General features: G+C 68.2%; 23 protein-coding genes. 9 read left to right on the top strand and 14 right to left on the bottom strand.

What is annotated here, in order from left to right; translation table 11 throughout:
- Nucleotides 1-12: 12 nt before the first annotated feature.
- From ribD to ACFSGX_RS01395, 4 genes are all read right to left on the bottom strand, one after another.
- Entirely contained in the window at nt 13-954 is a 942-nt protein-coding gene (gene ribD, locus ACFSGX_RS01410) for a bifunctional diaminohydroxyphosphoribosylaminopyrimidine deaminase/5-amino-6-(5-phosphoribosylamino)uracil reductase RibD (protein ID WP_380928192.1), read from the bottom strand.
- Between the two features lie 29 nt (nt 955-983).
- Nucleotides 984-1,304, bottom strand: coding sequence for a hypothetical protein (locus ACFSGX_RS01405; protein WP_380926918.1), 321 nt, complete (start codon nt 1,302-1,304; stop codon nt 984-986).
- Nucleotides 1,305-1,479: 175 nt separating this feature from the next.
- Nucleotides 1,480-2,823 (bottom strand): glutamate--tRNA ligase, encoded by a 1,344-nt coding sequence (locus tag ACFSGX_RS01400; RefSeq protein ID WP_380926917.1) that lies wholly within the window; start codon nt 2,821-2,823, stop codon nt 1,480-1,482.
- A complete protein-coding gene (locus ACFSGX_RS01395; protein ID WP_380926915.1) occupies nt 2,820-4,478 on the bottom strand; it encodes an NAD+ synthase in 1,659 nt (552 codons plus the stop codon). The genes ACFSGX_RS01400 and ACFSGX_RS01395 overlap by 4 nt, the downstream gene beginning before the upstream one ends.
- Nucleotides 4,479-4,609: 131 nt before the next feature.
- Here ACFSGX_RS01395 and ACFSGX_RS01390 point away from each other — a divergent pair, with 131 nt between their 5' ends.
- On the top strand, nt 4,610-5,545 hold the full coding sequence (locus ACFSGX_RS01390) for a ribose-phosphate pyrophosphokinase (protein ID WP_380926914.1): 936 nt from the start codon (nt 4,610-4,612) through the stop codon (nt 5,543-5,545).
- A gap of 122 nt (nt 5,546-5,667) precedes the next feature.
- On the opposite strand, the gene ACFSGX_RS01385 is transcribed toward ACFSGX_RS01390, so the two are convergent.
- Nucleotides 5,668-5,952, bottom strand: coding sequence for a hypothetical protein (locus ACFSGX_RS01385; protein ID WP_157176769.1), 285 nt, complete (start codon nt 5,950-5,952; stop codon nt 5,668-5,670).
- A 108-nt stretch (nt 5,953-6,060) separates the two neighbouring features.
- On the opposite strand from ACFSGX_RS01385, the gene hisN reads away from it, so the two are divergent.
- Nucleotides 6,061-6,831 carry a histidinol-phosphatase gene (hisN, locus tag ACFSGX_RS01380; RefSeq protein WP_380926912.1) on the top strand — a complete coding sequence of 257 codons (771 nt, stop codon included), beginning with the start codon at nt 6,061-6,063 and terminating at the stop codon, nt 6,829-6,831.
- 73 nt (nt 6,832-6,904) lie between these two features.
- Here the strand turns inward: hisN and ACFSGX_RS01375 are convergent, their stop codons facing one another.
- Nucleotides 6,905-9,037, bottom strand: coding sequence for an AsmA family protein (locus tag ACFSGX_RS01375; protein WP_380926911.1), 2,133 nt, complete (start codon nt 9,035-9,037; stop codon nt 6,905-6,907).
- Nucleotides 9,038-9,211: 174 nt separating this feature from the next.
- On the opposite strand from ACFSGX_RS01375, the gene rpmI reads away from it, so the two are divergent.
- Both rpmI and rplT read left to right on the top strand, forming a co-directional pair.
- Complete coding sequence (gene rpmI / locus ACFSGX_RS01370; RefSeq protein WP_157176766.1) at nt 9,212-9,415, top strand: 50S ribosomal protein L35; 204 nt, start codon at nt 9,212-9,214, stop codon at nt 9,413-9,415.
- A 14-nt stretch (nt 9,416-9,429) separates the two neighbouring features.
- Complete coding sequence (gene rplT, locus ACFSGX_RS01365; RefSeq protein WP_157176765.1) at nt 9,430-9,807, top strand: 50S ribosomal protein L20; 378 nt, start codon at nt 9,430-9,432, stop codon at nt 9,805-9,807.
- Nucleotides 9,808-9,917: 110 nt separating this feature from the next.
- On the opposite strand, the gene ACFSGX_RS01360 is transcribed toward rplT, so the two are convergent.
- The 6 genes from ACFSGX_RS01360 to ACFSGX_RS01335 all read right to left on the bottom strand — a co-directional run bounded on the left by ACFSGX_RS01360 (nt 9,918) and on the right by ACFSGX_RS01335 (nt 13,023).
- A complete protein-coding gene (locus tag ACFSGX_RS01360) occupies nt 9,918-10,232 on the bottom strand; it encodes a hypothetical protein (protein WP_380926909.1) in 315 nt (104 codons plus the stop codon).
- 23 nt (nt 10,233-10,255) lie between these two features.
- Nucleotides 10,256-10,717, bottom strand: coding sequence for a hypothetical protein (locus tag ACFSGX_RS01355; protein ID WP_380926907.1), 462 nt, complete (start codon nt 10,715-10,717; stop codon nt 10,256-10,258).
- A 41-nt stretch (nt 10,718-10,758) separates the two neighbouring features.
- Nucleotides 10,759-11,025: a hypothetical protein gene (locus ACFSGX_RS01350; protein WP_380926905.1), complete on the bottom strand. Its 267-nt coding sequence runs from the start codon at nt 11,023-11,025 to the stop codon at nt 10,759-10,761.
- 161 nt (nt 11,026-11,186) lie between these two features.
- Nucleotides 11,187-11,780 (bottom strand): FKBP-type peptidyl-prolyl cis-trans isomerase, encoded by a 594-nt coding sequence (locus tag ACFSGX_RS01345; protein ID WP_380926904.1) that lies wholly within the window; start codon nt 11,778-11,780, stop codon nt 11,187-11,189.
- A gap of 45 nt (nt 11,781-11,825) precedes the next feature.
- Nucleotides 11,826-12,032 (bottom strand): 30S ribosomal protein S21, encoded by a 207-nt coding sequence (rpsU, locus tag ACFSGX_RS01340; protein ID WP_076068899.1) that lies wholly within the window; start codon nt 12,030-12,032, stop codon nt 11,826-11,828.
- Nucleotides 12,033-12,183: 151 nt separating this feature from the next.
- Nucleotides 12,184-13,023, bottom strand: a complete 840-nt coding sequence (locus tag ACFSGX_RS01335; protein ID WP_380926903.1) for an enoyl-CoA hydratase-related protein — start codon at nt 13,021-13,023, stop codon at nt 12,184-12,186.
- Between the two features lie 30 nt (nt 13,024-13,053).
- Between ACFSGX_RS01335 and ACFSGX_RS01330 the strand changes: the two genes are divergently transcribed.
- From ACFSGX_RS01330 to ACFSGX_RS01315, 4 genes are all read left to right on the top strand, one after another.
- Nucleotides 13,054-13,602 (top strand): (2Fe-2S)-binding protein, encoded by a 549-nt coding sequence (locus ACFSGX_RS01330; protein WP_380926901.1) that lies wholly within the window; start codon nt 13,054-13,056, stop codon nt 13,600-13,602.
- A gap of 105 nt (nt 13,603-13,707) precedes the next feature.
- On the top strand, nt 13,708-14,463 hold the full coding sequence (locus ACFSGX_RS01325) for an RcnB family protein (RefSeq protein WP_380926900.1): 756 nt from the start codon (nt 13,708-13,710) through the stop codon (nt 14,461-14,463).
- 120 nt (nt 14,464-14,583) lie between these two features.
- A complete protein-coding gene (locus tag ACFSGX_RS01320) occupies nt 14,584-15,060 on the top strand; it encodes an RcnB family protein (protein ID WP_380926899.1) in 477 nt (158 codons plus the stop codon).
- 110 nt (nt 15,061-15,170) lie between these two features.
- Nucleotides 15,171-16,967, top strand: coding sequence for a DUF885 domain-containing protein (locus ACFSGX_RS01315; protein ID WP_380926897.1), 1,797 nt, complete (start codon nt 15,171-15,173; stop codon nt 16,965-16,967).
- 173 nt (nt 16,968-17,140) lie between these two features.
- Here the strand turns inward: ACFSGX_RS01315 and ACFSGX_RS01310 are convergent, their stop codons facing one another.
- Together ACFSGX_RS01310 and ACFSGX_RS01305 are read right to left on the bottom strand one after the other, a co-directional pair.
- Nucleotides 17,141-17,818, bottom strand: coding sequence for a hypothetical protein (locus ACFSGX_RS01310; RefSeq protein ID WP_380926895.1), 678 nt, complete (start codon nt 17,816-17,818; stop codon nt 17,141-17,143).
- A gap of 87 nt (nt 17,819-17,905) precedes the next feature.
- Nucleotides 17,906-19,525 carry a lysine--tRNA ligase gene (locus ACFSGX_RS01305; RefSeq protein WP_380926893.1) on the bottom strand — a complete coding sequence of 540 codons (1,620 nt, stop codon included), beginning with the start codon at nt 19,523-19,525 and terminating at the stop codon, nt 17,906-17,908.
- Nucleotides 19,526-19,640: 115 nt separating this feature from the next.
- Between ACFSGX_RS01305 and ACFSGX_RS01300 the strand changes: the two genes are divergently transcribed.
- Complete coding sequence (locus ACFSGX_RS01300) at nt 19,641-20,255, top strand: hypothetical protein (RefSeq protein ID WP_380926891.1); 615 nt, start codon at nt 19,641-19,643, stop codon at nt 20,253-20,255.
- The last annotated feature ends 45 nt before the right edge of the window (nt 20,256-20,300 follow it).

Genomic DNA, 20,300 nt, shown 5'->3' with positions numbered 1-20,300 from the left:
GCCCCTAAATCCTCAAGCGCGCTCGTAGACTTCGAGCCGGTCGCTGCCAAGCATCCGCGCGTCGGCCAACCGCCACCGCCCATGCGCCTCATCCAACGCGCCGAGCCCGATATCGCCCAGTGCGGCCTGCCCATCCCCGATCAGGATCGGCGCGCGGTACAACAGCAACCGATCGACCAGCCCCGCGCGCAGAAAGGCCGCCGCCGCCCCCGCCCCGCCTTCGACCAGTAAAGTGTCCACCCCACTCAGCCCGGCCACCGCCTCGGGCGCAGCCACCCGCTCCCACCCCGCCTGCACAGCGCCGCGGGTCAGCACCGCCCGCCGCGGCGACCGGTCCGCCAGCCCGTCGATTCGCACGTCCAGCCGCGGCGCATCGATCCGCATCGTACCGCCGCCGACCAGGATCATGTCGCACCGCGCCCGTTCCAGATGCGCATGGGCACGCGAACGATCCCCCGTGATCCAGCGGCTGCTCCCGTCCGCCAGCGCGATCCGCCCGTCCAGCGAAGTCGCCAGCTTCAGCGTCACCTGCGGCCGCCCGTCACGCTGCCGCATCAGGAACCCGGCGAGCGACGCCGCCGCCCCCGCCGCCCCGCACCCGACATCCACCGCGATTCCGGCCTCCCGCAACCGCGCGATCCCGCGCCCCGCCGTCCGCTCATCCGGATCGACCAGCGCCACCACGACCCGCGCCGGCCCCGCCGCGACCAGCAGATCGGCACAGGCCGGCCCCCGCGCACTCTCATGCGCGCACGGCTCCAAAGTCACGAACACTGTCGCACCGGCCACCGAACCCGCCTGCGCCAAGGCCACCGCCTCGGCATGCGGCCGCCCGCCCGGCTGCGTCCAGCCGCGACCGATCACGCGCCCGTCGCGTACAATGACACATCCTACCGCCGGGTTCGGCGCAGTCATCCCGCGGCCACGCTCGCCGATCGCGACCGCCGCCGCCATCCAGCGCGCGTCATCGCCGGCCTGTGCGATCACATCCCCAACTGGCGTTCGACCGTCTGGAACTGGCGCTGGCGTTCCTTCACGCGCGCCACGCGCGCCGCCTCGTCCACCTTCTGCTGCGCAATGATCTCGGCGTCGCTGCGGTCCGCGGACCAGCTCGGGATGAAGGTCATCTCCGGCTCGGGCCGCTCCATATAACTGTCGTGCAGGAACCCCGCGACGATCAGCATTGGCATCAGGATCGAGATAATCGCGATCGGCGTGCGATGATCGCGGTCGCCGGTCGTGATGAACGCCTTCATATCCGCAATCACGCGGCGCGGCGAACTGGGACGAGGAAAGACTGCCATGCGCTCAAGATAGGCGCACTCCCCGCCCGGCACCAGCCCGGAGCAATCAAGCGCCCCGCACCCCAACCGTACCCCCGCGGACGCGGGGGTCCAGCTATGACCCAAACACCAACCTCACTTCATCACGCCAAACCTGGATCCCCGCATCCGCGGGGATACGCCCGGTTACGTGTAATCACCCAGCAGCAGCCCGCAACCGAGCCACCGCCCGCTCCCGCCCGATCATCGGCAACAACGCCGCCATATCCGGCCCCGAATCCTGCCCCGTCAACGCCAGCCGCAACGGATGGAACAACGCCCGCCCCTTAACCCCCGTCGCCGCCTTCAGCGCCGCGGTCAGCGCGTGCCAAGGATCAACATCCCAATCGATCCCCTCGGCAGTCTCCGCCGACGCCGCCAGGAATGCACGATCCCCCTCGGCCACCACCGCGATCTCCCCCGAAATCACCGTCCACCACACCCCCGCATCGGCGACAGTCCCCAAATTCCCACGCACCGCATCCCACGCCGCCGCCGTCATTCCCGCCGGCAGCCGATCAACCACTGCCACAAACGGCAGCTGGTGGACGATCCGCGCATTCACCGCCGCCAGCTCGTCGAAATCGAACCGCGCCGGCGCCCGCCCGAACCGCCCGAAATCGAGCGTCTCGGCCAGCACCGCCGGATCCACGATCGGCTCTACGGCCAAGCTCGTCCCGATCCGCGCGAGCAACGCCGCCACCGCCGCCGGCTCGATCCCCGCCTCGCGAAACGCATCGCAGCCGAGCGACCCGAGCCGCTTCGACAGCTTCCCCTCGTCCCCGGTCAGCAGCGCGACATGCGCGAGCGCCGGCGGCACCGCCCCCAGCGCGGCGAATATCTGCACCTGCATGCCCGTATTGGTCACATGATCCTCGCCCCGCACGACATGCGTCACGCCCATGTCGATATCGTCGACCGCCGACGGCATCATGTACAGCCAGCTCCCGTCCGCCCGCCGGATCACAGGGTCGGACAGCAGCGCCGGATCGAGCGACTGCGGCCCCCGCACCAGATCGTCCCACATGATCGGCGCATCATGATCCAGCCGGAACCGCCAATGCGGTCGCACACCCTCTGCCTCCAACCGTGCCCGGTCCTCATCACTCAGCGCTAACGCGGCACGGTCGTAGATCGGCGGCAACCGCCGCGACGCGAGCACCTTGCGCTTCAGGTCCAGCTCCTGCGCCGTCTCGTAGGCCGGATACACCCGCCCCGCCGCGCGCAACCGCTCGAACGCCGCTTCGTACAGCGCATCGCGGTCCGACTGCCGCACCATCGCCTCCGGCCGCATCCCCAGCCAGTCGAGGTCCGCCACGATCGACTCGGCAAACGCAGCTGTCGATCGCTCCGCATCGGTATCGTCCATCCGCAGCAGGAATCGCCCGCCATGCCGCAGCGCGAACAGCCAGTTCAGCAAAGCCGTGCGGATATTGCCGACATGCAGAGTCCCGGTCGGCGACGGCGCGAACCGCGTGACCACCTGTTCCGCGGCACTCATGCCGAACGAAACGCGTTGGTGATCGGATAGCGCCGGTCACGCCCGAAATTCCGCCGACCCAGCTTCACCCCCGGCGGGGCCTGCCGCCGCTTATATTCCGCGACGTACAACAACCGCTCGATCCGCACGACCGTCTCGCGCTCATACCCGCGCTCGACCAGCTCGGCGACGGACAGCTCCTCCTCCACCAGCCCGTGCAGGATCGGGTCGAGCACGTCGTAGGGCGGCAACGAATCGCTGTCCTTCTGATCCTCGCGCAACTCCGCCGACGGCGGCTTGTCGATCACGCTGTCCGGCATCACCGGCCCGCGCGGCCCCAGCCCGAACCGCGGCGCGTTCGCGTTCCGCCAGCGCGACAGCTCGAACACCAAAGTCTTGTACGCATCCTTCAACACCGAATAGCCGCCCGCCATGTCGCCGTAGATCGTCGCATAGCCCACCGACATCTCGCTCTTGTTCCCCGTCGTCAGCAGCATCGGCCCGAACTTGTTGCTGATCGCCATCAGCGTCAGGCCGCGGATCCGCGACTGAATATTCTCCTCCGCCAGGTCCGGCGCACGCCCGTCGAACACGCCGGCCAGCATCCCGTCGAACGCCGTCATCGCCGCCGCGATCGGGATGGTATCGAGCCGACACCCGAGCATCCGCGCGCATTCCGCCGCGTCGGACAGGCTCTCGTCGCCCGTAAAGCGCGATGGCATCATCACGCACCACACCCGCTCCGCGCCCAGCGCATCGACCGCCACCGCCGCCGACAACGCGCTGTCGATCCCGCCCGACAGGCCGAGCACGACCCCCGGAAAGCGGTTCGCCTCGACATAGTCGCGCAGCCCCACGACCATCGCATGATAGGCATCCGCCGGCGCCGGATCGCATGGATGGACCTTCCCCGGCCGGCACACCCAGCCGCCGCCATCGGTGCGGTCCCACAGCGTCTCGACCACCGCCGCATCCCATTCGGGCAACTGGTGCGCGACCCGCCCATCGCCGTTCAGCACGAACGACGCACCGTCGAACACCAGTTCGTCCTGCCCGCCCACGCGGTTCAGGAACACCAGCGGCAACCCCGTCTCGCGCACCCGCACCGCCGCGATCCCGTCGCGGCGCAGGTCGTCCTTCTCCACCTCGAACGGGCTGCCATGCGGCGCGATCACGATCTCCGCGCCCGCCGCCTTCAAATGCCCGCACACCGTCGGGAACCAGATATCCTCGCACACCGGCAGGCCGATCCGCATCCCCCGCAGATCGATCGGCTCCGGCAACGGCCCGGCCGCGAACACGCGCTTCTCGTCGAACGTCCCGTAATTGGGCAGCTCATGCTTCTCGCGCACCGCGACCACGCGGCCCTCGTCCAGCACCGCGACGACGTTATAGAGCAGCCCGTCGCGCACCCGGATCGTGCCGACCAGCATCGCCGGCCCGCCGTCCGCCGTCGCCGCCGCCATCCGCTCCAGCTCGACGGCCGCACGCGCCTGCACCGCAGGCTTCAGCACCAAGTCCTCGGGCGGATAACCGATCAGTTGCAATTCGGGGAACAGGATCAGGTCGGCGTGGCGGTAGTCCGCGCGCACCGCCAGCATGCGGTCGGCATTGCCGGCCAGGTCGCCCACCGTCTGCGGCAGCTGGGCAAGGACGATTTTACGCGTTTCGGTCATGTCGCGTACCTAGGGCGGCGGACCATGCGGAGCAATGCGCGGGACCATTCCCAACGCCCAATGCGTTAACAAGGCTCGCATGATCGCGCCCCCGCGGTTATGGCGGCCGCGTAACGAGCGGGGATGACGCGATGAAACTGCTGACCGGCAATGCCAATATCGGGCTGGCCACGGCGATCGCCGGCTATCTCGACCTCGAACTGACGCAGGCCAGCGTCCGCCGCTTCGCCGACGAGGAGGTCTTCGTCGAGATCCACGAGAATGTCCGTGGCGAGGATGTGTTCGTGATCCAGTCGACCGGCTTTCCCGCCAACGACAACCTCATGGAACTGCTGATCTGCATCGACGCGCTGAAACGCTCGTCGGCGCGGCGCATCACCGCCGTCGTTCCCTATTTCGGCTATGCCCGGCAGGACCGCAAACCCGGCCCCCGCACCCCGATCTCGGCAAAGCTCGTCGCCAACCTCATCACCGTCGCGGGTGCGGACCGCGTGCTGTCGGTCGATCTCCACGCCGGGCAGATCCAGGGGTTCTTCGATATCCCGACCGACAATCTCTACGCCGCCCCCGTCATGTCGGCGGACATCAAGGCGCGCTTCGCCGGCCGCAACATCATCGTCGTGTCGCCCGACGTCGGCGGTGTGGTCCGCGCCCGCTCGCTGTCCAAACGGCTCGACAACGCCCCGCTGGCGATCGTCGACAAGCGCCGCGAACGACCGGGCGAAAGCGAGGTCATGAACATCATCGGCGACGTCGCCGGCCGCTTCTGCATCCTGGTCGACGATATCGTCGATTCGGCCGGCACGCTCTGCAACGCCGCCGCCGCGCTGCGCGCCGCGGATGCCGAGGATGTCGTCGCCTATGTCAGCCACGGCGTGTTGTCCGGCGGTGCCGTCGCCCGCGTCGACGGATCGACGCTCAGCGAACTGGTCATCACCGATTCGATCATGCCGCCCGACGCGGTCGCCGGCTCGGCAAAGATCCGCCTCCTCACCATCGCCCCGCTGCTCGGCGAAGCGATCAAGCGCATCGCCGACGAAAGCTCGGTCTCCAGCCTCTTCGACTGAGACGAATCTATCCGTAACGGGCGCTCACCCCCTAACCCGTCCATCCCGAGCGAAGTCGAGGGACCCGTCGAGCGAAGCCGAGACGGCCAACAGCACCCCTCGCCCGAACCCGGTCGGGGGGCTCAGTAAACCGTAAAGATCCGCTCCACGATCCCGACGGCCGCGCGCGACGCCATCATCCGGCCCGCCCCGTCCCAGCTCGGCAACGACACGACCTCCATCGTCAGCAGCAGGAACGCGCCCCCGGCCAGCGCCAGCACCCCCGCCGCCACACCGACCACCACGCCGGTCACGTTCCGCGGAGCCACGCGCTCGTCCCGCGCCGCGATCTGCGCCTGCAAAGCGCGCACTTCGTCGTACAGCCGCCCGATCTCGTCGGGCGTGTCGCTCGTCTCGCTACCTGGCATCCAACCGGTCCCCCGCCGTCATTAACCGAATGCTATCATGCCTTTCGCCGCCGCGCGACGGGTGTCGGACGGTTGCGTAACGTCGCCGATATCGCGATGACGGCGCCCATGACCGACGCCGATATCCGCCTCGCCCACCTGCTCGCCGACGCCGCGGGTGCCGCGATCCGCCCCTTCTTCCGCGCGCGGTTCGACATCGAGACGAAGCCCGACGCCTCCCCCGTGACGCAGGCCGACCAGGCCGCCGAACGCGCGATCCGCGCCGTCCTCGCCGAACATGTTCCCACCGACGGTATCATCGGGGAGGAATATGGCCGCGTACGCGAGGATACCGACCGCGTCTGGGTGCTCGATCCGATCGACGGCACCCGCGCCTTCATCGCCGGCCGGCCGATCTTCGGCACGCTGATCGCGCTGCTCGAACACGGCCGCCCCGTGCTTGGCGTGATCGACCAACCAATCTCGGGCGAACGCTGGGTCGGCGCGCACGGCCGCCCTACCACGCTGAACGACGTCCCCGTCACGACGCGCGCCTGCCCCGCGATCGCCAATGCGTTGCTCGCCACCACCTCGCCCTGGCTGTTCGACGGCCCCGGCGGCGCGGCGTTCGACCGGGTCCGCGCCGCGGTTCGCGACACCGCACTCGGCGGCGACTGCTACAACTACGCGCTCCTCGCCGCCGGGCACGGCGACATCATCGTCGAACAGGGCCTGCAACTCTACGACTTCGCCGCCCTCGTGCCGGTGGTCGAGGGCGCCGGTGGCGTCATGCGCGACTGGTCCGGCAACCCGCTCGACGCCAACAGCAACGGCCAGGTCATCGCCGTCGGCGACCCCGCCCTCCTCGACCCGGTCCTGGCTCTCATAAACAACGCCTGACCGTTCCCCGGCGGAAGCCGGGGCCTAGACGCAACCGCTTCACCTAGGCCCCGGCCTCCGCCGGGGAACAACCTCAGAAGATCCCCAGAAACTTCTTCCGCTTGCCACCCTCTTCGGACTTCGCCTCAGCCTTCGTCCCCTTGCCGACATCCGTCCGCGCCTCGCCCTTCACCGTGCGCTGCGCCGTCGCCCGCGCACCTGCCAGCACCGGCCCGCACGCGGTCGTCTTCGCGTCACCGACATCGACGAACGCGACCACCGCCGCCACCGGTGCCGCGACCAGCGCCAGACCCAGCGAAGCACCCGCCCGCGCCAGCAGTTCCGGGCTGATCACCTTGTAGCCCGGCGCCGCGAAATGGCCGTTGATCCCGATCGGCGACTGCCCCGCGAACATGCTGAACTTCTTGCTGTCCGCGCGGAACGCCAGGTCGATCGACTCGTCCTTGAAACTGAACCCGCCGCGGCCCAGCATCACGTTCTTGCGCGTGTCGATCAGGATCGGGTCGGCCGTCGCGATCCCGTCGCGCACCGTGAACCCGATTAGCCCGCAGTTGATCTGCACCGGTTCCTTCAGCTTCCCCTGGAACATCTTCTGCGCGAACGTGCCGAGGTCCAGCTCCGCCAGCTGGATGTTGCGCGCCCAGAACGTGCCCTGCGGCAGGATCACCGCGATCCGCCCGTCCGACGACGCCAGCGACGCGCGCAGCGAATCACCCTCGCCCGTCATCTGCACGCGCGCCTTGATGACACCCGTCGTGCCCGACTCCGCCACCCCGAACCCGGCGAGCAGCTTGCCCATCGGCGTCGGCGACATGCGGATGTCATAACTCGTCCGCACCAGCTTGCGCCGCGCGTTCAGCCGCACGTCCGCGGTCACGAACCCGCCCGCCAGATCGAACGTCAGCGGCGACATGGTCAGCAGGCTGCGGTCCAGCACCAGGTTAAGCGTCACGTTCGACACCGGCAGGTTCGGCGCCCGCACCGCCCCCACCTTGTACCGCACCTTGGCGTCGAACAGCCCGATCGAATCGGCGCGGAGGGGGGCATCGGGCAAGAGCCGCGGCACGCTGCCCGTCTGATGCACCGCCGCCTTCACGCCGACCGTCGCCAGCGCCTCCGGCTCGTACCCGATGAACGGCCCGATATCGACGATATCGACCTTGCGCGACACGATGTCCGCATCGACCAGCAACCGGTCGTTGGGCAGCGAGATCGTCATCCGCCCGGCGAGGTCACTGACCCCGAACCCACCCTTCATCCGGGTGAAACGCCATTCCTCGCCCACCTTGGTCAGGTCGGACGTCAGCTTGTACCGCCGCGTCTCGGGCGTCACCACGCCCAACAGTTCGAACAGCCCCGCCAGGTTCGGGCCATCCGCACGCACCTTCAGGTCCGCCCCCTCCAGCACGGTCGCCCCGCGCAGCGTACCATCGACGCCCAGCTTGTCGCGCCCCGACACCGCCCGCATGGTCAGCCGGTTACGCCCGCCCGCGATCGTCTCGTTTGGCGACAGGATCGCGCCCTGCATCGTGAACGGCCGCCGCCGCAGCGTGCCGTCGCCGGTAAAACGCAAATCGTCCGCAAACTGCGTATCGCTCGCGCGCAACGTGTCGAACTTCACGTCGGTGCGCAGGAACAGCTTGGGATCGATGTAGCGCAACGTCGTGCCGGCGACATTCGCCCGCACGATCGTCGGCATCTTGAACGGCTCGCCCTTCTCGTTCGGGTCGCCCAGCGTCCAGGTGTTGCGCCGCCCGTCGGCATTCCATTCCATGTCGAGCGCACCGTCGATCAGGTTCAGCTGCTTCACCCGCTGCGTGCCCCAGATCAGCGGGAACGACGCGACCCGCATGTCGATGCGCTTCGCCTTGAACAGCTCGTCCTTGGTCGCCCATTCCGGGTTCTGGATCGTGATCTCCTCCGCCACGAACTTGATGTCGAACGGATCGAAATAGAGCTGGAAATCGCCCGCCACCGCCACGCGCCGCTCCGCGCTGCCGCCGGCATAGCGTTCGAAATACGGCTTCAGGAACCGGCCCTTGGTGACGTACAGCACCGTCCAGGCCAGTATGATCAGCCCCAGGATGCTCGCCACCACCGCCAGCACGACGGCAAGCGACAGCGTGGCGGGCTCGCGCGGGCGCCCTGTCGTGGAGGTGGAAGTCGGGGTCACGGCCGGTCGCGGTTCCGCTGCGGTGTCTGCCATTCTCGAAAAACCCTCAACGCAAACGGTCCCTGTTGCGGCTCTTGTGGCACAGGGCGGTTGCTTTTGGCGACGGTTTTCCCTAACGCCCCGCACTTCCGCGATCTGGAACGACGGTCCGGCCGATATGGGCTGCCGTGGCCGTTTACAGCTGTCGCATTTGCGAAGGAGACAGAAATGCCCAAGCTCAAGACCAAGTCGGGGGTCAAGAAGCGGTTCAAGATCACCGCAACCGGCAAGGTGAAGCACGGCGTCGCCGGCAAGCGTCACCGTTTGATCAGCCACAACTCGAAGTACATCCGCACCAACCGCGGAACCAGTGTCCTCGCCGCCGCCGATACGCCGCGCGTGAAGCTCTGGGCACCGTACGGTCTGAACTGAGGGAGTACGGATAAATGGCACGCGTCAAACGTGGTGTAACCACCAAAGCCCGCCACAAGCGGATCCTCGTTCAGGCGAAGGGCTATTATGGCCGCCGCAAGAACACCATCCGCATCGCCCGCCAGGCGGTGGAGAAGGCCGGGCAGTACGCCTACCGCGATCGCAAGGTTAAGAAGCGCACGTTCCGCGCGCTCTGGATCCAGCGCATCAACGCAGCCGTCCGCCAGGAAGGCCTGACCTACGGCGTGTTCATGCACGGCCTGAAGCTGGCTGGCGTCGAACTCGACCGCAAGGTCCTGGCCGACATCGCCATGCACGAAGCGAGCGTCTTCTCGACGATCGTCGCGCAGGCGAAGGCCGCCCTGCCGGAGGGTTCGCGCCACATGGCGTAACCCTTCGCGCTCCGGCGTGAAGACAGCAAAAAGGGCGCGGACCGGATCGGTTCGCGCCCTTTTTTATGTCAAGCGTGCCCGGACGTTCGACCGCCCCGGCTACGCTACATTCACCGATACCGGCGGCGGTCGTTCTTCTGGCGATAGATCCGCCCACTCGCGCGGTCCTGCCGGTTATCGAGCCGCTGGCGTTCGCGGTAGGTCAGCCGTCCGCCACTCGCGCGCATGCGCTGCTCTGCACCGTTGATCCGGCCCTGATTGCGCTGCAGCCGGGCCGCCTCGCGCGGCGTGATGCGGCCGCTTCGGATACCCTGGTCGATGCGGCGTTCCTGCGAATATTGCCGCCGATTGACCTGCGCGTCCGCCGGCGCGGCTGCCGCCACCGTGGTCAGGCCCAGTGCGGCCAGCATGAGAAGAATTTTCATGATGTTTCTCCCTTATGTGTCGATCAGCGCCGCGTCTGGCGATCGGTCTTCTGCGTGCGGATTCGCTGACTCAGCGCGTCGAAACGGCGATCAAGGTCGCGGCGCTCGGTCACCGACAGCCCATTCGATGCACGGTAACGCTGCTCAAGCCGGTTCAGCGTCACGAACTGCCCACGGATACGGCCCGCCTCGGCACGGGTCAGCGCACCGCTGCGGATCCCCTGGTTGATCCGCTGCTCCTGCTGCGCCTGCCGCTGATTGATTGGCCGCCAGGACTGCGCGCTGGACAGGCTCGGGGTCAGAACCGCCACGGCCGTCGCAAGTATTAGATAAGTCTTCATCACATGTCCTCCCGATTTGATGACGTGAGAAGACACCGGTCCGGGTGAACCCGCCATGACCGCGTCGTGCAGGAACCCGACAGCATTGGCCAACGCCTGCGCGAATACCTCGATGACCGTCTGTCGAACATTTGGCGGACGCACGTCAGACGCCAGGAACGCACCGCCCGTGAACGATCCCGCGATCAGTCCACCCGCCGCCCCTTGGCGACGGCCAGGCCAATGGTCAGTCCGGTGCCGACCAGGATCGTCGCGGTCAACAGGACGACACCCACCACCGGGTGCAGCGAAAAACCATAACGGGCGAGAACCAGCCCAGCGACGACCGTTCCGCAGACACTGACAAAGAACGCGACCCATCCCTTGGCGTTGACCGGCGCGGCCGATATACGTCCCGCGCTGCGTGAATAGACGAACCACGTATCGTCGCGCTCATTCTCGCGATCCAACATCCCCGACTCCGGCATGGCCTACACGTTTCCAGGCTAGCGGAGTCGCGTGAAGACGCAATCCGATCGATCGCAGGCCCGCCTCCACGGCGGACCACGCACAAGAAAAACGAGCCGGACGCTGGTGCGCCCGACCCGTCTGGATCACGATCGAAAGAACAGCATCACATGCCCGGGGGCATGCCACCACCCATGCCGCCCATGCCGCCCATACCGGGCTGCGGCGGCGCGATGCCGAGCATCTCGACGTCGAACACCAGCAGCGAGTTTGCCGGGATCACGACCTTGCCGGTCCGCGGGTCGGGCATCGCCTGCGGGCCGTAGCCGAGCTCCGGCGAAATCCAGAAGCGGTACTTCGAACCCGCGTTCATCAACTGCAGGCCTTCGCTGAACCCCGGGATCATGCGGCCGACCGGCATCGGCGTCGGGCCGCCGTGCGACTCGGACGCGTCGAACGTCGACCCATCGGCCAGCTTGCCGTCATAGGTCACGATCGCCGTGTCCTGCGCCGTGGCGCGCGGGCCGGTGCCGGGCTTGATCACCTGATACTGCAGGCCCGATGGCGTCGTCTGCACACCGGACTTCTTGGCATTGCTTGCCAGGAACTCCGAGGCCGGCTGCGCCAACGCAACCTGCGCGCGCGTGCCGACCCAGGCGAACCCGATCGCCGCGGCGAATGCCACGCCGATCCCGATCCACAGCTTGGTCAGCGAACCCTTTGCGATCGGACGCAGCGGTACGGCGGTCACTTCCGACATGGGTTCACTTTCTTCACTGGCAACAACATAAGCGACAGGGGCCTGCTACCGGGCGCCGTCACGCTCCATACGCTTGCGCTCCAGCTTGCGGGCGCGGCGGATGGCGGCGGCACGCTCGCGCGCACGCTTCTCGGACGGCTTTTCGTAATGCCGGCGCAACTTCATCTCGCGATAGACACCTTCGCGCTGCAGCTTCTTCTTGAGCGCGCGCAGCGCCTGGTCGACATTGTTATCGCGGACGATGATTTGCATGAGGTTAGTGTCTCCAAGGGAACCGGCCCGCCCCATCCCATTACGGATCGGACACACCATTTAGTCATATAGGATTCGTCGCGGAAACGGCTCCCGCGGCGATCAAGGGCACGCCCCTACCAGTCGGGTCGTCATTATTCAACCCGGGCGCTCAACCCGGACCGGCGCGCAGATCCGCGAACGTCGCGGTCGTCCCCGCCGCCCGCGCCCGCCCGATCGCCGCCAGATCGGCGTTCGCCAGCGTGGCCGCGTTCCACGTCGCCACATCGCGCAGCCCGTCCTCGATCGTCCGCCCGCGACTATGGTTCAGCGACCGCTTGGTCCCCACCACCGCGATCGGCGATTTCGCCGCGATCGTCCGCGCCAGCGCCCACCCCGCCGCAAGCGCCGAGTCGCGATCCGCCGCGACACGGTTCACCAGGCCCCAGCGCGCCGCCTCGTCCACCGCCATCTTCCGCCCGGTCAGCGCCAGTTCGCGCACGATCCCGCCGGGAATCAGGTGCGGCAGGCGTTGCAGCGTCCCCAGATCGGCGGTGATGCCGACATCCACCTCCGCCACCTGGAACCAAGCATCCGCCGCCGCCACGCGCAGGTCGCACGCGCAGGCCAGGTCCACGCCGCCGCCGATCACCCCGCCGTGCAGCACCGCGATCACCGGCTGCCGTGCGGCCTCCACCACGTCGATCGCATCCTGCAACCATGCGATGTCGCGCACCTGCCGCTCCGCGAACCGCCCCGGATCGCCCACCTCGGCAAACTGCGCCGCCGCCCAGCCCAGATCGAGCCCCGCACTGAAATGCCGTCCCTGCCCGGACAGCAGGATCGCCCGCACCCCCGAGTCGCCCGACAGCGCCCGGAACGTCGCACCCAGTTCCTCGAAGAACGCCCCATCCATCGCGTTCAGCCGATCGCCACGCGCCAGTTCGACATGCGCGACCGTCCCGTCGCGCGCCACGACGATCCGTGCGGTCCCGGTGCTTGCGGCTTCCATCGTCATCCTCCCTCGCCTATCCCCACCGGCATGACGCGTTTCACCGTGAACGGCCAGCCCATCCGCTACCTGCTCGATCCGGAGACGCCGCTGCTCTGGGCGCTGCGCGACGCGTCGAACCTGACCGGCACCAAATATGGCTGCGGCGCGGGGCTGTGCGGCGCCTGCACCGTCCATGTCGACGGCAATGCGGTGCGATCGTGCCAGGTCGCGATCGGCACGTTGGAAGGCAGCTTCGTCGCCACGATCGAGGCGCTGTCGCGCGACCGCGGCCACCCGGTGCAACAGGCCTGGATCGCGGAGGCGGTCCCGCAATGCGGCTACTGCCAGTCCGGCATGATCATGGCCGCCGCGGCACTGCTCGCGCGCAACGGCAACCCGTCCGATGGCGACATCGACGCCGCGATCACCAACATCTGCCGCTGCGGCACCTACCCCCGCATCCGCCGCGCGATCCGCGCCGCCGCCGCAGTCGCCGCCGGGCGCGTCACGCTGGAGGGCGGCCCCGCCCCCGGCATCGACCCGGCCGACGCGACGCGCGCGGTGCCGGCCATGACGGTCGCCCGCCCGCCGGAGTAACGAAGCTGTCGGATCGCTGACGAACCAGTTCAGCATCCATATTCCGGTGCCCCCCGATACGAGTCCCGACCGCGGCGCGCATGCCTGCGGTGACGGAGACATTCCATGCACAAGATGCTCACCGCATTGCTGCTCGGCGCGACGATCGCGACGCCTGTCCTGGCGCAGGACCGCGACCGCGACGACCGCCGCCCGCGCGCCGAGGACGGGCGTGACGTCCGCGCGGACCGCGGCGACTTCGACGGGCGCGAGGACCGCGGCCCCGACCGCCCGATCCGTGCCGACCCCCCCGGTCAGTTCGACCAGCCCGGCCAGCGCCCCGGCCCCGACGGCCGCTTCGCCCCCCGTGATGATCGGCGCGACCGCGGTGGCCCCGGCCGCTTCGACGACCGCCGCGATCCCCGCGACGGGCGCTTCGACGGTCAGCGCGACCCGCGCTTCGCCGGCCCGCGCGGCGACCGTTTCGACGGCGGCCCACGCGGCGGACGCCCCGGCGGCTTCGACCGGTACGACGACCGCGGCGGCTATCGCTGGCAGGGTGGGTCCGCGGCCTGGAACCGCGACTGGCGGCGCGACGACCGCTATGACTGGCAGTCCTATCGCCGCACCAACGACCGCGCCTTCCGCGCACCGCGCTATTACGGGCCGCAGGGGGCGGGCTACGGCTATCGCCGCTGGTCGGCGGGCTACCGGATCCAGCCGGCGTTCTACGGCCAGAACTACTGGATCGCGCGGCCCGAACTCTACCGGCTGCCGCCCGCGTACGGCGGCTATCGCTGGGTGCGGTACTATAACGACGTCGCGCTGATCGACATCCGCTCCGGGCTGATCGAGGACATCCTCTACGGGTTCTTCCTCTGATCCTTTCTGTTCGCTGACGACGCCATTCGCGACCTGTTCAGTTCGACTCACCTATCACCCAATCATCGGACGGATCGGGGGCCACCCCACCCGCCGAACCACACAGGAAGGACCAGCATCATGCGCAAGTTTCTGATCGCCGGCTTGATGGCACTCACGCTCGCCCCCGCAATGGCCACCGCCCAGCCGGGCGAGCTGCGCCGCGACCGCCAGGACATCCGCGAGGAGCAGCGCGAACTCCGCCAGGCACAGCGTTACGGCAATCCCCGCGATGTGCGTGAACAGCGCCGCGACGTCCGCGACGCGCGCCAGGAATATCGCGAGGATTGGCGCCAGTATCGCCAGCAGAACCGCCGCGTCTTCACCCAGGGTCGCTACGCCGGTCCGGTCCGCAACTGGCGCTACCGCCCGGTCGCGGTTGGGTATCAGTTCCAGCCGGCCTTCTACGGCCAGCGTTACGTGATCGCCGATCCGTACCGCTACCGCCTGCCGCGCGTCACCGGCGTCAACCGCTGGGTGCGCTACGGCAACGACGTCGTGCTGGTGAACACCCGCAACGGCCGCGTGGTTCAGGTCTACAACAGCTTCTTCTACTGAGGCTGACGACCACCGACCGAACGACCCGGGGGCCACGCGCTCCCGGGTCGCTTGTCGTTGGGGCGGACTGCGCGTAGCTCCGACGCAACCCTGCCGGAGTCTGCCGACACATGCGCCTGTTCGCCGCCGCCTCGATCGCCCTCGCCCTGCCGCTCGCCGCATCGGCCCAGCCGCCAGCCACGACCGCTGCGTCCACGCCCCAGGCCGCCGCGTTGCGCAAGCTGTTCAGCGACAGCGACGAGGCCATGCTCCGCCGCAACCCGATCCAGGCGCTCTTCCGCGGCGACCTCCGCTATGCCGACCAGTTCGGCGACTATATTACCGACGCCTATTACGCTGGCGAGAAAGCCGCGGCTGAACGCGACCTCGCCGCGCTGGCCCGCATCGACCGCGCGCGCCTCTCGCCCGAGGATCAGCTGTCCTACGACGTCTTCCGCTACCAGACCGAGACCACGCTCAAGGGGTTCGCCCCCGCGCTGCTCAAGGCGCAGGTCGAACGGCCGATCGACCATTTCTCCGGTTTCCAGACCTTCGTCCCCGACATCTCGTCCGGCGACGGCGCCGCGCCGTTCAAGACGGTCAAGGATTATGACGACAATCTGAAGCGCCTCGCCGGCTATATCGTCTATCTCGGCCGTGCGCAGGGCCGCATGGAACAGGGGATGGCGGACAGCATCGTCAACCCGAAACTGGTGATGCGCAACGTCGTGGCGCAACTCGACGCGCTGGTCGCGCAGGGAGTCGAGGGTTCGACCTTCTACAAACCCGTCACCAAATTCCCCGCCACCGTCTCGGCCGCCGACCGCACCCGCCTCACCGCCGCCTATGCCGCATTCATCCGCGACCGGCTCAACCCGGCGCATGTGGCGCTGCGCGACTTCATCCGCGACAAGTACCTGCCGAAAGCCCGCGACAGCGTCGGCCTCGGCGAAATGCCCGGCGGCCCCGCGCTCTACAGATATCTCGTCGCGCAAACCACGACGACCGACATGACCCCCGACGCGATCCACGCGCTAGGCCTGAGCGAGGTCGCGCGCATCCAGACCGCGATGGAAGCGGTCAAGACGCGCGTCGGCTTCAAAGGCACGCTGCCGCAATTCTTCGAACATATGCGCACCGACCCGCGCTTCGCCCCGCCGACGCGCGACGCGATCCGCGACGCGTTCCTCGCGATCGACACGCGCGTGAAGGCGTCGGTCGGCCGCGATTTCTCGACCATTCCGAAATCGCCGCTCGATATCCGCCCGGTCCCCGCCTTCAAGGAAAAGGGCGAGGCCGCCGGCTCCTACATGCAGGGCACGCCCGACGGCACGCGCCCCGGCGTCTTCTACTACAACGCCTACGACCTGCCTTCGCGCTTCACCTGGGGCTTCGAAACGCTGTTCCTGCACGAAGCGATGCCCGGCCATCATTTCCAGATCAGCCTGGCGCAGGAGAACAGCGCGCTCCCCAGTTTCCAGCGGTTCGGCGGCAACACCGCCTTCGTCGAAGGCTGGGCGCTCTACGCCGAGAGCCTCGGGCCGGAACTGGGCATGTTCACCGATCCCTACCAGCTCTACGGCCACCTCAACGACGAGATCCTGCGCGCGATGCGGCTGGTCGTCGACACCGGCCTCCATTCCAAGGGCTGGAGCCGGGACAAGGCGATCGCCTACATGCTCGACAACAGCGCGATGGGCCGCACCGACGCCACCGCCGAGGTCGAACGCTACATCGCGATCCCATCGCAGGCGACCGCCTACAAGATCGGCCAGCTCACCATCCGCCGCCTCCGCACCCGCGCCGAACAGGCGCTCGGCCCCAAATTCGACGTCCGCGCCTTCCACGCCCAGGTCCTGATGTCCGGCGCCCTCCCGATGGCGGTGCTGGAGTCCAAGATCGACCGCTGGATCGCATTGCAGAAATAGGCGCGACGACCAAAAAAACGTCATCCCGGACCTGATCCGGGATGACGCTCCCTCCCTAATCCGTTTGGTTCGAGCCTGTCGAGAACCCTGCGCAGAGTTCTCGACAGGCTCGAACCAAAACGGGGTCAGGGCATTGACGCGACCTTCTTCGATCACGCCCTAAGCTCAAACCCCTACTTCGCCACCCGCCCGAACGGCAGCAGCTGCTTGGCCAGCGCCTGCGCCGCCTTCGCATTCCCCGCCCGCACCGGGACCAAAATGGCGTTCGCACTCCGCTGGATCATGCGATCGAGCGCGGTCGGCGTAGAACCACGCGTCGCCGCTTCCGCCAGCCCGCGCGCCTTCGGATCCGCCCCGTCCAGCGTCAGCCGCAGCAGCGCCGCCAGCCCCGGGAACATCGCACGATTGCCCGCCAGCGCCACCGACCGGTCGAGCGCCGCCAGCCCGGTCGCCTTCTTCGCGCCCAACACGGTACCCGCCATGAACCCGCCCAGCGTCGTCACCGCATCGATGTTCCAGCCCGCGACCACCGCCTGCGCTTCCGGATCGCGCGGGTTGGCCGCGGCCAGCGCGTTGAACCGGTCGCGCGCCGCCACCGCATCGGCGCGGCTCTTGGTCAGCTTCGCGCGGTACCCGATCGCCATCGCCTTGGTCAGCTGCGCCTCACGGTCGCCCGGCGTGCGCGCCAGCGTCGCGTTGGCGGCAGCCTCCGCCTGCGCCACCTGCGCCAGCGCGCTCGCCTTGTCGCGCGCGCCGAAGGCTGCAGTCGTCAGGATATCGCGCGGCGTGGCGGCAGCCGCTGGCATTGCGATCAGCGCGACGGCGCATAGTCCGGTCATCTGCTTGATCATGGTCTCGTCTCCTTGTGGTCGGGCCGAAAGGATCGAACCTGACTTAGCGAACGCCCGGCCCGCACCATCGGGCCCGGTCCCACATCGCTACGCCGCGCTATCGGAACCGGGCGTGAACGGCCGCGCCAGCGCCTCGGCGATCAGCCGCCGGCTCGGCTCCACGCCGTACAGCGCGAAGAAGCTCCCCATCCGCGGCCCCTGCTCCGCCCCCAGCAAGGTCTCGTACAAAACCCTGAACCAGTCGCGCAGCGCCTCCTTCCCGTAATGCCGCTTGCCCACGTCATAGACATGGTTCTGCAACCGCACCGCCGGATCCTCGCCACCTTCGGCGTCGCCCACCTCCGCCGCCAGCAACGCATCCAGATCGCGCAGAGCCTCCGCTTCCGCCTCGGTCGGCGCCCGCCGATGGAGCGTCCCCGCCACGAAATGCGCGGCATAGGCGATCGCATAGTCGATCAACCGGTCCAGCTCCGGGTGCGTCTCCGCCGACAGCGTCGCGTCGTACCGATGCAGAAACGCCCACATCGTCTCGCGCTCCCCCACCCCCGGCAGGCTGGCGAGGTTCAGCAACAGCCCGAACGTCACCGGCAACGTCCCCGTCGGCACCGCGCCGTTGTGGATATGATGCACCGGATTGCCGAGCTTCTGCTTCAGATCCTGCGTGTGATAATTGCCGCGGAACTGCCAATAGTCGTCGATCGCCCGCGGGATCAGCCCCAGATGCAGTGACTTGGCCTTCTTCGGCTCGCGGTACGAATAGAAGGCGATGCTCTCCTCCGGCCCGTAGCTCAGCCATTCGTCGAGCCCCAGGCCGTTGCCCTTCGACTTGCTGATCTTCTCGCCGCGCTCGTCGAGGAACATCTCGTACGTCAGCCCCTCCGGCGGCCGCGCGCCCAGCACCCGCGCGATCTTCGACGCCTGCGTCACGCTGTCGGTCAGGTCCTTGCCCGACATCTCGTAATCGACGCCCAGCTCGACCCAGCGCATCGCCCAGTCGACCTTCCACTGCAACTTGGCAGCACCGCCCAGCACAGACCGCTCGATCCGCTCGCCCGCATCCTCGAACGACACGATCCCGGCCTCGGCATCGACGACCGTCACCGGCACCTGCAACACGATCCCACTCGTCGGGCTGATCGGCAGGATCGGCGAATAGGTCGCGGCCCGCTCCGCCCGCAACGTCGGCAGCATCACGCCCATGATCGCGTCATAGTTGCGCAGCACGCCGCGCAACCCCTCGTCGAACCGCCCCGATCGGTACTGCTCGGTCGACGACACGAATTCGTAATCGAACCCGAACCGGTCGAGGAAGGCGCGCAGCAGCGCGTTGTTGTGATCCGCGAACGACGCGTGGCACCCGAACGGATCGGGCACTTCCGTCAACGGCTTGCCCAGATGTTCCGCCAGCATCGCCTGGTTCGGCACATTGTCCGGCACCTTGCGCAGGCCGTCCATGTCGTCGCTGAACGCCACCAGCCGGGTCGGCCTGTCGGACAGCGCGGCGAACGCGTTGCGCACCATCGTGGTGCGCAACACCTCGTTGAACGTGCCGATATGCGGCAGGCCGGACGGGCCGTACCCCGTTTCGAACAGCACCGCGCCGGCGGGCTTGCCCTCCGGATAACGCTTCAGGATCTTGCGCGCCTCCTCGAACGGCCAGGCCTTGCTGTCCAGCGCGGCCGCGCGGAGCGTCGGATCGTTTGCCATATGTTCCCGTGTCTTCTACGTATCGAATCCGAGTCCTTAGAACATCGGGGCGCGCCGTGCGACGCCTGTCGTCCCACCGGCGACGCGAATGGCCCGGGACCGCGACGGAGATCCGATGGCGACCGAACACCCCATCCCGCAAGACCCGCAGATCCTGTCCGGCGACGATCGGAGCCTGCCCGCGCTGCCCATGAAACAGGCGCGGCGGATGGATCACAGCCCGGAACGCACGCTCTACGTCGCGCAACCGGGCCTGCGCGCGCTGCCGTCCGGCACACTGGTCATCATCGGGTTCGCCAGCCCTCAGCTGCTGTCGGTCGTCTTCCTGTTCTGGGCGATCTGGTGGCCTGCCCCCGCCACGGCCAGCGCGCTCCGCTTCGCACTGGCCAGCACCTTCCTGCTCGGCGGGCTGTCGCTTCTCGTCTTCTGGCTGCTGCTCCGCCACAACCTCGCGCTCGCCGCCGGCATCATCCGCGCACCCTTCACGCGCGTCACGGTCACCACCCGCCGCGTGCTGTGGACCGTCCCGTGGTCGCGCCATCCGGTGATGGAGATCGGCGCGCGCCGCATCGCTGGCGGCATCCTCGGCCCCACCGACAAGCGCGGCACCGGGTCCGCCGCGATGATCCTGCGCGAAAACGATCCGTCCGCCGATTTCGACGGCAACATCCACTTCGATCGGATGCCCGACGCCGCCGGCTTCGTCGCCGCGCTCGACGGTTTCCACTGACGCCGCGCTCCGGCCCCGACCTGACAGCCGGCACCCCCCACCCTA

This window comes from Sphingomonas arantia (assembly GCF_042682045.1).
Classification (GTDB): domain Bacteria; phylum Pseudomonadota; class Alphaproteobacteria; order Sphingomonadales; family Sphingomonadaceae; genus Sphingomonas_R; species Sphingomonas_R arantia.
Note: the sequence above shows the minus strand (reverse complement) of the source record. Positions and strands in the feature narration are given on the sequence as shown.